The 13,291-nt window shown below is 73.6% G+C and carries 12 protein-coding genes; 10 read left to right on the top strand and 2 right to left on the bottom strand.

Going from position 1 to position 13,291, the window contains the following annotated elements; genetic code table 11:
* The first annotated feature begins 47 nt into the window (after positions 1-47).
* The 8 genes from ABZ948_RS15010 (at position 48) to ABZ948_RS14975 (ending at position 8,544) form a co-directional block, all read left to right on the top strand.
* Positions 48-1,121: a nitronate monooxygenase gene (locus tag ABZ948_RS15010; protein WP_359759567.1), complete on the top strand. Its 1,074-nt coding sequence runs from the start codon at positions 48-50 to the stop codon at positions 1,119-1,121.
* On the top strand, positions 1,118-1,858 hold the full coding sequence (locus tag ABZ948_RS15005; RefSeq protein WP_359759565.1) for a 16S rRNA (uracil(1498)-N(3))-methyltransferase: 741 nt from the start codon (positions 1,118-1,120) through the stop codon (positions 1,856-1,858). The genes ABZ948_RS15010 and ABZ948_RS15005 overlap by 4 nt, the downstream gene beginning before the upstream one ends.
* 15 nt (positions 1,859-1,873) lie before the next feature.
* Entirely contained in the window at positions 1,874-2,266 is a 393-nt protein-coding gene (locus tag ABZ948_RS15000) for a VOC family protein (RefSeq protein ID WP_359759563.1), read from the top strand.
* A gap of 49 nt (positions 2,267-2,315) precedes the next feature.
* Positions 2,316-2,870, top strand: a complete 555-nt coding sequence (locus tag ABZ948_RS14995) for a hypothetical protein (RefSeq protein WP_359759561.1) — start codon at positions 2,316-2,318, stop codon at positions 2,868-2,870.
* Positions 2,871-2,942: 72 nt separating this feature from the next.
* Positions 2,943-6,143, top strand: coding sequence for a S41 family peptidase (locus ABZ948_RS14990; protein WP_359759559.1), 3,201 nt, complete (start codon positions 2,943-2,945; stop codon positions 6,141-6,143).
* A 123-nt stretch (positions 6,144-6,266) separates the two neighbouring features.
* A complete protein-coding gene (locus ABZ948_RS14985; RefSeq protein WP_359759557.1) occupies positions 6,267-6,620 on the top strand; it encodes a histidine triad nucleotide-binding protein in 354 nt (117 codons plus the stop codon).
* 5 nt (positions 6,621-6,625) lie between these two features.
* Positions 6,626-7,531, top strand: a complete 906-nt coding sequence (locus tag ABZ948_RS14980; RefSeq protein WP_359759555.1) for a ribonuclease Z — start codon at positions 6,626-6,628, stop codon at positions 7,529-7,531.
* Between the two features lie 20 nt (positions 7,532-7,551).
* Positions 7,552-8,544: an adenosine deaminase gene (locus ABZ948_RS14975; protein WP_359759553.1), complete on the top strand. Its 993-nt coding sequence runs from the start codon at positions 7,552-7,554 to the stop codon at positions 8,542-8,544.
* Between the two features lie 7 nt (positions 8,545-8,551).
* Here ABZ948_RS14975 and ABZ948_RS14970 read toward each other — a convergent pair whose 3' ends face one another.
* Together ABZ948_RS14970 and ABZ948_RS14965 are read right to left on the bottom strand one after the other, a co-directional pair.
* A complete protein-coding gene (locus ABZ948_RS14970) occupies positions 8,552-9,865 on the bottom strand; it encodes an MFS transporter (protein WP_359759551.1) in 1,314 nt (437 codons plus the stop codon).
* A gap of 203 nt (positions 9,866-10,068) precedes the next feature.
* Positions 10,069-10,851 carry an IclR family transcriptional regulator gene (locus ABZ948_RS14965; protein WP_359759550.1) on the bottom strand — a complete coding sequence of 261 codons (783 nt, stop codon included), beginning with the start codon at positions 10,849-10,851 and terminating at the stop codon, positions 10,069-10,071.
* A 95-nt stretch (positions 10,852-10,946) separates the two neighbouring features.
* On the opposite strand from ABZ948_RS14965, the gene ABZ948_RS14960 reads away from it, so the two are divergent.
* Together ABZ948_RS14960 and ABZ948_RS14955 are read left to right on the top strand one after the other, a co-directional pair.
* Positions 10,947-11,894, top strand: a complete 948-nt coding sequence (locus tag ABZ948_RS14960) for a 5-dehydro-4-deoxyglucarate dehydratase (RefSeq protein WP_359759548.1) — start codon at positions 10,947-10,949, stop codon at positions 11,892-11,894.
* Entirely contained in the window at positions 11,891-13,180 is a 1,290-nt protein-coding gene (locus tag ABZ948_RS14955) for a glucarate dehydratase family protein (RefSeq protein WP_359759546.1), read from the top strand. Before ABZ948_RS14960 ends, ABZ948_RS14955 begins: the two co-directional genes overlap by 4 nt.
* Positions 13,181-13,291 lie beyond the last annotated feature (111 nt).

Below are 13,291 nucleotides of genomic sequence, written 5' to 3'. Positions count from 1 at the left end.
GGCAGGCCGGTTTCGGAGTTGTTCGGAGGACGTGACAACATGCGGTCATGTCCTCCGCTCTGACCGATCTCTTCCCCTTCCCGATCGTGCAGGCCCCCATGGCGGGCGGCGTCTCCGTGCCGCAGCTCGCCGCCGCCGTGTGCGAGGCGGGCGGGCTCGGGTTCCTCGCCGCCGGCTACAAGACCGCCGACGGGATGTACGAGGAGATCAAGCAGCTGAGGAGCCTCACCGGCAGGCCCTTCGGCGTCAACCTCTTCATGCCGCAGCCGGAGTACGCCGACCCGGCCGCCGTCGACGTCTACGCCCACCAGCTGGCCGGCGAGGCCACCTGGTACGAGGCCGAACTCGGCGACCCCGACAGCGGCCGCGACGACGGCTACGAGACCAAGCTCGCGGTGCTCCGCGACAACCCCGTGCCCGTCGTGTCGTTCCACTTCGGCGCGCCGAGCCGCGAGGTCGTCGACGCCCTGCACCGCGTCGGCACCTTCGTCCTGGTCACCGCCACCACCCCCGACGAGGCCCGGGCCGTCGAGCGGGCGGGCGCGGACGCGGTCATCGCGCAGGGCATCGAGGCCGGCGGCCACCAGGGCACCCACCGGGACGTCCCCGAGACGGACGGTTCCGGCATCGGCCTGCTGTCGCTGGTCGCCCAGATCAGGGAGGCCGTCAACATCCCGATCGTCGCCGCCGGCGGCATCATGCGCGGCGGCCAGATCGCCGCGGTGCTCGCCGCGGGCGCCGCCGCGGCCCAGCTCGGCACGGCCTTCCTCGCCACACCCGAGTCGGGCGCCAACGCCCTGCACAAGCAGGCGCTGACCAACCCCCTGTTCGTCCGCACGGAGTTGACCCGGGCCTTCTCCGGACGGCCCGCGCGCGGCCTAGTCAACCGGTTCCTGCGCGAGCACGGCCCGTACGCGCCCGCCGCCTACCCCGAGATCCACCACCTCACCTCGCCGCTGCGCAAGGCCGCCGCCAAGGCCGGTGACGCGCAGGGCATGGCGCTGTGGGCCGGACAGGGGCACCGGATGGCGCGGGAGCTGCCCGCCGGGCAGCTGGTGGAGGTGCTGGCCGCTGAACTCGCCGCCGCCAGGACAGCGTTGTCGGGCGGAGGCGTCCGATGACCGCGCCGGTGTTCGTGGTCGACCACTTCGACGCGGGCCGCGGCGGCCGGTACGTCCTCGACGGGCCGGAAGGGCGGCACGCCGTCTCCGTCAAACGGCTGCGCCCCGGCGAGGACGTCGTCCTCACGGACGGGGCCGGACGCTGGGCGGACTGCGTGGTGCTCGACACCGAGGGCAAGGACCGGCTGATCGTCCAGCTGGACTCGGTGAGCGAGGAGCCGCCGGAGCAGCCGCGGCTGACCGTCGTGCAGGCGCTGCCCAAGGGCGACCGGGGGGAGCTGGCCGTCGAGACGATGACCGAGGTCGGCGTCGACGCGATCGTGCCCTGGGCGGCGGCGCGCTGCATCACGCAGTGGAAGGGCGACCGCGGGGCCAAGGCGCTGGGCAAGTGGCGGGCCACGGCCCGGGAGGCCGGCAAGCAGTCGCGCCGGGTGCGGTTCCCCGACGTCGCGGAGGCCGCTACGACCAAGCAGGTCGCGGCGCTGCTGGCGGGCGCGGAGTTCGCCGCGGTGCTGCACGAGAGCGGGGACGCGCCGCTGGCGACGGCCGAACTCCCGTCGTCCGGTGAGATCGTGCTGGTCGTGGGGCCCGAAGGGGGCGTGGCGCCGGAGGAGTTGGCGCTGTTCGAGGAGGCGGGGGCCGGGGCGTACCGCCTCGGGCGCAGTGTGCTGCGCACATCGACCGCCGGGACCGCGGCCGCGGCCGTGCTCCTGGCTCGTACCGGCCGCTGGTCCTGACCCCCTGGAGGAACCGTGGAACTCGCCCAAGTACGTCTGCTCGTCACCGACTTCGCCGCGTGTTACCGCTTCTACGGCGACGTCCTCGGCCTCAAGCCCCAGTCGGGGGCGGCCGAGGGGCCGTACGAGAAGTTCAGCCCCGCGGTCGGTTCCGCGGGGATCGCGCTGCAGGACCGGTCGATGATGGCCGAGGTGCTCGACGAGGTGGGGGACGCGGCGACCGGCCACCGGTCCCTCGTGGTGCTGCGGGTGGACGCGCTGGACGCGTACTGCGAGGAGATCACCCTGCGCGGCGCCACGGTCCTGCACGGCCCGGCGCCCATGACCGACCGCATGCGGGTCGCTCACCTCAAGGACCCCGAGGGCAACCTGGTGGAGCTTCAGGAGTGGCTGCTGCTGCGCGGTTGACGCCTTTGCGCCCTACCGCGCCGCCCCCGTCAGTGGCAGGCTCCCCTTCATGGGGGCGTACCGGAAGTTCTGGCGGGGGCCGCGCGGCCGGCGGGTGGCTGTCGCGGCGGTGTTCGGGACCATCGCCGTGGGCGGTGCCGTCGCGTGCGAGCCGGGCAGCGGCATCAGCTCCGCGGCCGTCGCGTACACCACCGACGAGGCCGTGACCAAGGAACTCGACCGGCAGAAGGCGGGCGTGCGCTGGCTCAGTTGCACCGCCTCCTACGGCGAGAACGGCAAGAAGGCGACACCGTCGCCCTCGGCCAGTGAGAAGACCGTCGCCACCGTCGACTGCCAGGGCGAGACCAAGGACGGCAAGGACATCACCGTCGACGGCAAAGTCACCCACGCCGTCGAAGGTGCCTGCGTGCGCGGCAACATCACCGCCAAGGTCGACGGCAAGGTCTGGTTCGAGGTGGACGGGCTCGGCGACTGCGACGCCACCAGCCCGCCGCCCGTGGGAGGCCCCACCCAGGGGCGGCCCGGGCCCACCGTCACGGTCACCGTCACGCAGACCATCTGGTGCGACCGGTACCCCGACTGCCGGCCCGTCGAGGGCAAGTGACGTACGCGAGGGGCGAACGGCAAGTGATCCGAATCCTGTCCGCGGCGTGCCGTCCCTGCATAGGGTGATCGGGTGACACAGTCCGCATCGCCTGCGTATCTCCGGTTCCCGCACGTGCACGGCGACCTGGTCGCCTTCACCGCCGAGGACGACGTGTGGCTCGCCCCGCTCGACGGCGGCCGGGCCTGGCGGGTCAGCGCCGACAACGTGCCGGTGACCCAGCCCCGCATCTCCCCGGACGGCACCACCGTCGCCTGGACCTCCACCCGGGACGGCGCCCCCGAGGTGCACATCGCCCCGGTCGACGGAGGACCCGCCAAGCGCCTGACCTACTGGGGCAGTTGGAAGACCCAGGTGCGCGGCTGGACCCCGGACGGCCGGGTCCTGGCGATCAGCACCCAGGGACAGGCGAGCCTGCGCCGCACCTGGGCGCGTGCCGTCCCCCTCGACGGCGGCCCGGCCACCACCCTGCCGTACGGCCCCGTCGGCGACATCGCCCACGGCCCGCACACCGTGCTGCTGTCCGCGCCGATGGGACGCGAGGCGGCCTGGTGGAAGCGGTACCGGGGCGGTACGGCGGGCAAGCTGTGGATCGACCCGGAGGACGACGGCGAGTTCGTCCGGCTCCACGAGGACCTCGACGGCAACATCGAGTACCCGCTGTGGGTGGGGGACCGGATCGCGTTCCTCTCCGACCACGAGGGCACCGGCGCCCTCTACTCCTCCCTCGCCGACGGCAGCGACCTGCGCCGCCACACGCCCCTCGACGGTTTCTACGCCCGGCACGCCGCGACCGACGGCACCCGTGTCGTCTACTCCAGCGCCGGTGAACTCTGGCTGCTGGACGACCTGGACGGAGCCGAGCCGCGCCGGCTCGACGTACGGCTCGGCGGGCAGCGCGTCGACCTCCAGCCGTTCCCGGTGAACGCCGCCCGCTGGTTCGGGTCGGCGTCCCCGGACCACACCGCGCGCGGCAGCGCCGTCTCCGTACGCGGCTCCGTCCACTGGGTCACCCACCGCTCCGGCCCGGCCCGCGCGCTGGCCGCGACGCCCGGCGTCCGAGCCCGGCTGCCGCGCGCCTTCCGCGCGGACGGCGAGGAGTGGGTGGTGTGGGTGACGGACGCCGAGGGCGACGACGCCCTGGAGTTCGCGCCCGCCACCGGCCTCGCCCCCGGGGCGACGCCGCGCCGGCTCGCCGCCGGGCAGCTCGGCCGGGTACTGGACCTCGCCATGTCGCCCGACGGCAGCCGCGCCGCCGTGGCCTCCCACGACGGCCGTCTGCTGCTCGTCGAGCGGGAGACGGGCGAGGCGCGGGAGGTCGACCGCAGCGAGGACGGCGACGTCTCGGGGCTCGTCTTCTCACCCGACTCGACCTGGCTCGCCTGGTCCCACCCCGGGCCGCGGCCCCTGTGCCAGCTGAAGCTCGCCAACACCACCGACCTGTCGGTCACCGAGGCGACCCCGCTGCGCTTCCAGGACTACGCGCCCGCGTTCACGGCCGACGGCAAGCACCTCGCGTTCCTGTCGACCCGCTCCTTCGACCCGGTCTACGACGAGCACGTCTTCGACCTGGCCTTCGTCGAAGGGGCCCGGCCGCACCTCATCACCCTCGCGGCGACCACCCCGTCCCCGTTCGGGCCGCAGCGGCACGGCCGGTCCTTCGAGACGCCCGACCGGGAGGAGACCCCCGACAGCGAGGGCACCCCCACCACCCGCATCGACCTCGAAGGCCTCGCCGACCGCATCGTGCCCTTCCCGGTCGAGGCCGCCCGCTACTCCAACCTGCGGGCCGCCAAGGACGGCGTGCTCTGGCTGCGCCACCCGGTCGCCGGCGTGCTCGGCGCGTCCCGGGCCACCCCGGACGACCCCGAGCCCAAGTCCGAGCTGGAGCGCTACGACCTCGCCCAGCAGCGCGTCGAGCACCTCGCCGTCGACGCCGACCACTTCGAGGTCAGCGGCGACGGCAAGCGGGTGCTGCTGTGGACCGACGGACGGCTGAAGGTCGTCCCCAGCGACCGGCGCGCCTCGAACGACGACGACAGCGACACCAACATCACCGTCGACCTCGGCCGGGTACGCCAGTTCGTCGACCCGGCGGCCGAGTGGCGGCAGATGTTCGACGAGAACGGCCGCATCATGCGGGACCACTTCTGGCGGCCGGACATGAGCGGCGTCGACTGGGACGGCGTCCTCGACCGCTACCGTCCGGTCGTGGACCGGTGCGCCACCCACGACGACCTCGTCGACCTGCTGTGGGAGGTCCAGGGCGAACTCGGCACGTCCCACGCCTACGTCACCCCGCGCGGCGGTCACGGCGGCGGCCCCCGCCAGGGCCTCCTCGGCGCCGACATCTCCCGCCACGAGGACGGCAGCTGGCGCGTCGACCGCATCCTGCCCTCCGAGACCTCCGACCCGGACGCCCGCAGCCCGCTGGCCGCACCCGGCGTCGCGGTGCGCCCCGGGGACGCCATCGTCGCGATCGCCGGGCAGCCCGTCGACCCGGTGGCCGGCCCCGGCCCGCTGCTCATCGGCACGGCGGGCAAGCCGGTGGAGCTGACCATCTCCCCGTCCGGCGGCGGCGACCCGCGGCACGCCGTCGTCGTCCCGCTCGCCGATGAGGAGCCGCTGCGCTACCACGCCTGGGTCGCCGACCGCCGCGCCTACGTCCACGAGAAGTCCGGCGGCCGCCTCGGCTATCTGCACGTCCCCGACATGCAGGCGCCCGGCTGGGCCCAGATCCACCGCGACCTGCGCGTCGAGGTCGCCCGCGAGGGCCTGGTCGTCGACGTCCGCGAGAACCGCGGCGGCCACACCTCCCAGCTCGTCGTGGAGAAGCTGGCCCGCCGGGTCGTCGGCTGGGACCTGCCCCGCGGCATGCGCGCCGAGAGCTACCCGCGCGACGCGCCCCGCGGCCCGGTCGTCGCCGTCGCCAACGAGTTCTCCGGCTCCGACGGCGACATCGTCAACGCCGCGATCAAGGCCCTCGGCATCGGCCCGGTCGTCGGCACCCGCACCTGGGGCGGCGTCATCGGCATCGACAGCCGCTACCGCCTGGTCGACGGCACCCTGGTCACCCAGCCGAAGTACGCGTTCTGGCTGGAGGGCTACGGGTGGGACGTCGAGAACCACGGGGTGGACCCCGACGTGGAGGTCGTCCAGCGCCCGCAGGACTACGCGGCGGGCAGGGACCCGCAACTGGACGAGGCGATCCGCATGGCGCTCGAGAGCCTGGAGACAGCACCGGCGAAAACGCCTCCGGGCCTGCCCACCTAGGGGGCGCGGGGCTGTGTCGACAAGCGGCTCCGCCGCGTGGGCGCGACCAGCCCCAACGCACCCGCACCCGACGACGATACGATGCCCGAGTCGGACCGAATACGGCCAACCCCCGGAGGGAAAATGGCAGGGGAACCCCAGGACGACTGCCTGTTCTGCAAGATCGTCGCAGGCACCATCCCGGCGACGATCGTCCGCCAGACGGAGACGACCGTCGCGTTCCGCGACATCAACCCCCAGGCACCCACCCACGTCCTCGTGATCCCCAAGGCCCACTACGAGAACGCCGGTGCCCTCGCCGCCGCCGACCCCGCCCTCACCGCGGACGTGCTGCGCGAGGCCCAGGCCGTCGCTGACGAGGAGAAGCTCGACAGCTACCGCCTCGTGTTCAACACCGGCGGCGGCGCCGGCCAGACCGTCTGGCACGTGCACGGCCACGTGCTCGGCGGCCGCGGCCTCGAATGGCCTCCGGGATAACCGCCTTGTCCGTACGCGAACTCGTCGTCCTCGGCACCGCCAGCCAGGTCCCCACCCGGCACCGCAACCACAACGGCTACCTGCTGCGCTGGGACGGCGAGGGCATCCTGTTCGACCCCGGCGAGGGCACGCAGCGCCAGATGCTGCGCGCCGGGGTCGCCGCGCACGACCTGAACCGGATCTGCGTCACGCACTTCCACGGCGACCACTCCCTCGGCCTCGCCGGCGTGATCCAGCGCATCAACCTCGACAAGGTCCCGCACGAGATCACCGCCCACTACCCGCGTTCCGGGCAGCGCTTCTTCGACCGGCTCCGGTACGCCACCGCCTACCGCGAGACCGTCGAGATCACCCAGGCCCCGGTCGCCTCCGAAGGGCCCCTCGCCCGCACCGGCGGCTACACGCTGGAGGCGCGGAAGCTGTCCCACCCGGTCGAGTCGTACGGCTACCGCCTCGTGGAGCCCGACGGCCGCCGCATGCTGCCCGACCGGCTCGCCGCGCACGGCATCAAGGGCCCGGACGTCGGCCGGATCCAGCGTGAGGGCTCGCTCGGCGGGGTCACCCTGGAGGACGTCAGCGAGACGCGGCGCGGGCAGCGGTTCGCGTTCGTCATGGACACCCGGCTGTGCGACGGCGTGTACGCGCTGGCCGAGGGCTGCGACCTGCTCGTCATCGAGTCGACGTTCCTCGACGAGGACGAGGAACTCGCCGTGGAGCACGGACACCTGACGGCCGCTCAAGCCGCGCGGGTGGCCCGGGACGGCGGGGTGCGGCACCTCGTGCTCACGCACTTCAGCCAGCGTTACACCGACCCCGACGAGTTCGAGCGGCAGGCGCGGGCCGCCGGGTACGACGGCGAGCTGACCGTGGCGCACGATCTACTGCGGGTCCCGGTTCCGAAGCGTCGGTGATACAGCCGTACGATGAATTGATGCCCCTCCCCAAAGCCGAACTGCACCTTCATATCGAAGGCACCCTGGAGCCGGAGCTGGCCTTCGAGCTCGCCACGCGCAACGGCCTCACCCTGCCGTACGCCGACACGGACGAGCTGCGCGAGGCCTACCGCTTCGAGGACCTCCAGTCGTTCCTGAACCTGTACTACGAGCTCATGGCCGTCCTGCGCACCGAGCGGGACTTCGAGGACCTGGCGAACGAGTACCTGGCCCGGGCCGCCGCGCAGGGCGTGCGGCACGCCGAGATCTTCTTCGACCCGCAGGCCCACACCAGCCGCGGTCTGGAGATCGGCACGGTCGTCGAGGGACTGTGGCGCGCGCTGGGGAGCAGCGAGGCGAACCACGGGGTGTCGACCCGGCTCATCCTGTGCTTCCTGCGCGACGAGTCCGCCGAGTCGGCCCTGGCCACGCTGGACGCGGCCAAGCCGTACCTGGACCGGATCACCGGCGTCGGACTCGACTCGGCCGAGGTCGGGCACCCGCCGGCCAAGTTCCGCGAGGTCTACGAGGCCGCCGCCGCGCTCGGCCTGCGCCGGGTCGCGCACGCGGGCGAGGAGGGCCCGCCGGAGTACATCACCGAGGCGCTGGACGTGCTCGGCGTCGAGCGGGTCGACCACGGCCTGCGCTGCGTGGAGGACCCGGCGCTGGTGGAGCGGCTGGTGCGGGACCGGGTGCCGCTGACCCTGTGCCCGCTGTCCAACGTCCGGCTGCGGACCGTCGACACCCTCGCCGACCACCCGCTGCCCGCCATGCTGGACGCCGGGCTGATGTGCACGGTCAACTCCGACGACCCGGCCTACTTCGGCGGCTACGCCGGCGACAACTTCGACGCCGTCCGCGCCACGCTGGCCCTGGGCGAGGAGCGGCTGCGGGAACTCGCCCGCAACTCCTTCCTCGCCTCGTTCCTGGAGGACGACGAGGAGCTGCGGGCGCGGTACCTCGCCGAGGTCGAGGCGTACACCTTCTCCTAGCGGGCCCTCAGAGGACCTCCGACCCCGCCTTGCCGTAAGCGCGCTGGGCGGGGACGGCCGGGGTCTCCACGGGGATCTCCACCACCGGCTGCTCGGGTGCGCCGATCTCGGGGACCGCGCCGGTGGGGGTGCCCGTGGTGGCGGCGACCAGGGCGGCCGGGGTGCCGCCGCGGCGGCGGACCGCGCCGGGCAGCAGCGGACGTCCGCCGGTGTGCAGGGCGACGGCGGTCATCGGCAGGGCGATCACCAGCAGCCCGGCGCCGAGGACCGCGCCCATCACCGGGAACCCGGCCTGCGCCGAGAGCACGCTGCCGGTCAGCGGCCCGGCGGCCGTGCCCAGCGAGGACGCCGAGCCGACCAGCACCGCCCAGCGCCCGCGCGGGTCGAGCGAGGCGGCGAGCCCGATCAGGTACGACAGCACCACCGGGTACAGCGTGTTCCAGGCGATCTCGCCGGCCGCGAAGCTCGTCAGGCCGGTCGCGGAGGCACTCAGCACGATGCAGCCGGCGATGAGGACCGTGCCCGCGCCGATCGGCACCGCGCGTCCCATCCGCGCCCCGAGCGCGCCCGCCGCCAGGACCCCGGCCAGCCCGGCGCCCAGCGCCACGGCGAAGACGGCACCGACGGTGGCCTCGCTGAGGTGGGCCTGCGTGAGCCCGATCCGTCCGCTGACGCCCCACAGGGAGTTCTGCGCGAGCGACCAGCACATCATGGCGGCGGCCAGCACCAGCCCCGAACGGGCGTGCGGCAGCCGGGTCTTGTCCTGCCGAGTGCGAGCGGCGGGCGCACCGGCCGGGAGGCGGCCGGTCAGCGGCCACACGGCCAGGGCCGTGAGGGCGATCGCGGCCAGGGGCAGGCCGTGCCCCGGGCCGAGGTGCGGCACGGTCAGGTACACGGCGCCCGCGAGGGCGGAGACGCTGAGCAGCCCGGCGGTGGAGGCCCGGTGCGGATCCCGCTGAGCGGCGATGAGAGTGGCGGCGACGGTGGTGGCCGTGCCGGATCCGAAGCCGCCGACCATCGCACCGGCGACGACGGCGGGGACGGACGTGGTGAGGGCGGCACCGCCGTAGCCGAGGACGGCCAGGAGGAGACCGAGCCGGGCGAGGGCGCGGGCCCCGGCCCGTTCGACCCGCGAGGCGAGGGCGAAACCGGCGGCGGCCGAACTCAGCAGCAGCGCGCTGCCGACGGCACCGGCCTGCGTGGCGGAGAGCGGAAGGTCCGAGTCGAGCCGGCCGACGGTGGTCGGCAGCAGATACGGAGCGAGGTACCCGGCCGTGAAAAGGGCGACGAGGGGCCAGGGGGTGGTGCGGGGGGCGAACACGGGCGTTCCCAGGGCATGCGAAAGGAGCGGCAGAAAAGGGGGATTGGGCGACGACCGTCGACGGACAGGAACGCGCGGGCAATTTGTATCAAGCAAGCAGTCGCACACGTGAGCCCGGGGGGTGTGATGTGGAGCACGTTGCGTTTGGGGCGGTGAAGCCCGGGTAAACGAGCGCCTTTTGCGAGGTGACGCCGCGTCTCCCGCTAGCGCCAGTGCACCGATCCGGCCCCCGCGGGCACCGTCGCCTCGATCTTCGCCCGGACCTCCCGCATCACGGCGACGATCCGCTCCTCGTGCTCCGGGGTGAGCCGGGCGACCGGCACCGAGCAGCTGATCGCGTCCTGCGCCGGGGTGTCGTAGCGCAGCGCGAAGCCGAAGCCGACGATGCCGGGCACGCCCTCCTCGCGGTCCTCGGACCAGCCGCGGGCCCGGATCCGCCCGAGGTCGGCCGCGAGGGACTCCCGGCTCGTGTGCGAGTTCGGGGTCAGCGCCTCGTACGGCCCCTCGGGCAGCTCCTCGTCGGGGCGTTCCGCCAGCAGCGCCTTGCCCAGGGCGCCGACGTGCGCGGGCAGCCGTCGCCCCACCCGGCTGATCGTCCTGAGGTACTCGTGCGACTCCCGCGTGGCCAGGTAGGCCACGTCCCGGCCGTCCAGCCGGCCCAGGTGGATCGTCTCGCCCAGCGCCTCGGAGGCCTCGTCGAGATACGGCCGCACGACCCGGACCCGGGGGTCGGAGTCGAGGTAGCTCGTGCCGGTGAGCAGGGCGTGGATGCCGATGCCGTACAGGGAGCCGGTGACGTCGGTGCGGACCCAGCCGCGCGAGATCAGGGTCTGCAGCAGCGCGTACATCGAGCTGCGCGGCACGCCGAGTTCACCGGCCAGCTCCTGGAGCCGGGCCGGGCGGTCGCCGCGCGCCGCGAGGAGTTCCAGCAGCTCGACCGTGCGCGCCGCGGACTTCACCTCGCGGACGCCCCCTGTGTCTGACATGCGCCGATGGTAATCGGGCCGCCGCGCGCGGTTGACGCCCCCTGTTCGTATATCTAACCTTCATTCTCATACATAGATGGCGTCTACATAAGGAGATGCTCGTGAGCGCTGGACCGGTAGCGGTCGCGCACCGGCTGCGGGACGGTATGGCGGGCGGCGTGCTGTCGTTCCCGCTGACCAGCTTCCGCGACGACGGCACCCTCGACCCGGACGGCTTCCGCGCCTACGTCGCGGACCGGCTCGCCGCCGCGCCCGGCGCGGTCTTCCCCGCCTGCGGCACCGGCGAGTTCTTCTCGCTCGACGAGGACGAGTACCGGCAGGTCGTCACCCTCACCGTCGAGGAGGCGGCCGGCCGCGTCCCCGTCGTCGCCGGTATCGGCTACGGCTGGGCGCAGGCCGTCCGCTTCGCGCGCATCGCCGAGGACGCCGGAGCCGACGCGCTCCTGGTCCTCCCGCACTACCTCGTCGCGGCCCCGCAGGACGGCCTGGTCGCCCAGCTGGAACAGATCGCCGCCCGGACGTCACTGCCCCTGATCGCCTACCAGCGGGGCCAGGTCGCCTTCACCGCCGAGTCGCTCCGGCGCGTCGCCGCCCTGCCGAACGTCATCGGCCTCAAGGACGGCCACAGCGACCTCGACCGGCTGCAACGCCTCACGCTCGCCGCGCCCGAGGACTTCCTGTTCTTCAACGGCGCCGCCACCGCCGAGATCCAGGCCCGCGCCTACGCCACCGTCGGCGTCCCCGCCTACTCCTCCGCCGTGCACGCCTTCGCCCCCGAGATCGCCGGTGCCTTCTTCGCCGCCCTGCGCGACGGCGACCACGGCACCGTCGACAAGCTGCTGCGCGGCTTCTACGTTCCGCTCGTCGAACTGCGCGACCGCGTCCCCGGGTACGCCGTGTCGCTGGTGAAGGCGGCGGCCCGGCTGCGCGGGCACGCCGTGGGCCCCGTCCGCGCCCCGCTCACCGACCCCTCGCCCACCGACCTGGCCGCCCTGCGCACGGTCCTCGCCGCCGGACTCGACCTCGTGGGAGCCGCACTGTGAACCTCACCATCACGGACGTCCGGCTGACGCCGATCCTGGTCGCCGACCCGCCGCTGCTGAACACGCAGGGCGTGCACCAGCCGTACACGCCCCGGCTGATCGTCGAGGTCGTCACGGCGGACGGCATCACCGGCGTGGGGGAGACCTACGGCGACACCAAGTACCTGGAGCTGGCCCGGCCCTTCGCCGAGCGGCTGAAGGGACGCCAGGCCGGCGATCTGAACGGGCTGTTCACGGTCGCGGACGAGGTGGCCGTGGACGCCTCCCGGGTCGAGAACGCCGTCGACGTCGGCGGGCTGCGGGGCGTCCAGACCGCCGACAAGCTGCGTCTTTCCGTCGTCTCCGGCTTCGAGGTCGCCTGCCTCGACGCCCTCGGCAAGGCGCTCGGACTGCCCGTGCACGCGCTGCTCGGCGGCAAGGTGCGCGACGCCGTCGAGTACAGCGCCTACCTGTTCTACAAGTGGGCCGACCACCCCGAGGGCGTGCCGGCCGAGCGGGACGACTGGGGTGCCGCCGTCGATCCGGCCGGAGTGGTGGAGCAGGCCCGGCGGTTCACCGAGCGGTACGGCTTCACCTCCTTCAAGCTCAAGGGCGGTGTCTTCCCGCCCGACGAGGAGATCGCCGCCGTACGGGCCCTCGCCGAGGCCTTCCCGGGGCACCCGCTGCGGCTGGACCCCAACGGCGCCTGGTCGGTCGGGACCTCCCTGCGCGTGGCCGAGGAACTCGGGGACGTCCTCGAGTACCTGGAGGACCCCACCCTCGGCACCGCCGGCATGGCCGAGGTCGCCGCGAAGACCGGCGTGCCGCTCGCCACCAACATGTGCGTGACGACCTTCGCCGAGATCAAGGAGGCGTTCACCCGGGACGCCGTGCAGGTCGTGCTCTCCGACCACCACTACTGGGGCGGACTGCGCAACACCCAGCAGCTCGCCGCCGTCTGCCGCACCTTCGGCGTCGGCGTGTCCATGCACTCCAACACCCACCTGGGCATCTCCCTCGCCGCGATGACCCACGTGGCGGCCACCGTCCCGGACCTCCACCATGCCTGCGACTCCCACTACCCCTGGCAGTCGGAGGACGTCCTCACCGAACGCCTCACCTTCGAGGGCGGCAGGGTGGCGGTGTCCGACGCCCCCGGGCTCGGCGTCGAGCTCGACCGCGAGCGGCTGGCCGCACTGCACCGGCGGTGGCTGGACGACGACGGCGCGCTGCGCGACCGCGACGACGCGGCGGCCATGCGGATCGCCGACCCCGAGTGGGTGACGCCCCCGGTGCCGCGCTGGTAGGACCTGCGCCTTTCGGAGGCGGGGGGCGCGCGGAGCCCGGAGTGAGCTGACGGGGCGGGTGGGTCCGGCGTGATCGGCGTCACGTTGTCGGTGATGTGGTGCACACTGGCC

Source organism: Streptomyces olindensis (genome assembly GCF_040645895.1).
GTDB lineage: Bacteria > Actinomycetota > Actinomycetes > Streptomycetales > Streptomycetaceae > Streptomyces > Streptomyces olindensis.
Note: the sequence above shows the minus strand (reverse complement) of the source record. Positions and strands in the feature narration are given on the sequence as shown.

Excerpts from the sequence above, each read along its gene's own strand:
- ABZ948_RS15010 (WP_359759567.1), top strand. The coding sequence starts at position 48 with ATGTCCTCCGCTCTGACCGATCTCTTCCCCTTCCCGATCGTGCAGGCC.
- ABZ948_RS15005 (WP_359759565.1), top strand. The coding sequence starts at position 1,118 with ATGACCGCGCCGGTGTTCGTGGTCGACCACTTCGACGCGGGCCGCGGC.
- ABZ948_RS14995 (WP_359759561.1), top strand. The coding sequence starts at position 2,316 with ATGGGGGCGTACCGGAAGTTCTGGCGGGGGCCGCGCGGCCGGCGGGTG.
- ABZ948_RS14985 (WP_359759557.1), top strand. The coding sequence starts at position 6,267 with ATGGCAGGGGAACCCCAGGACGACTGCCTGTTCTGCAAGATCGTCGCA.
- ABZ948_RS14975 (WP_359759553.1), top strand. The coding sequence starts at position 7,552 with ATGCCCCTCCCCAAAGCCGAACTGCACCTTCATATCGAAGGCACCCTG.
- ABZ948_RS14965 (WP_359759550.1), bottom strand. The coding sequence starts at position 10,851 with ATGTCAGACACAGGGGGCGTCCGCGAGGTGAAGTCCGCGGCGCGCACG.
- ABZ948_RS14960 (WP_359759548.1), top strand. The coding sequence starts at position 10,947 with ATGCTCGTGAGCGCTGGACCGGTAGCGGTCGCGCACCGGCTGCGGGAC.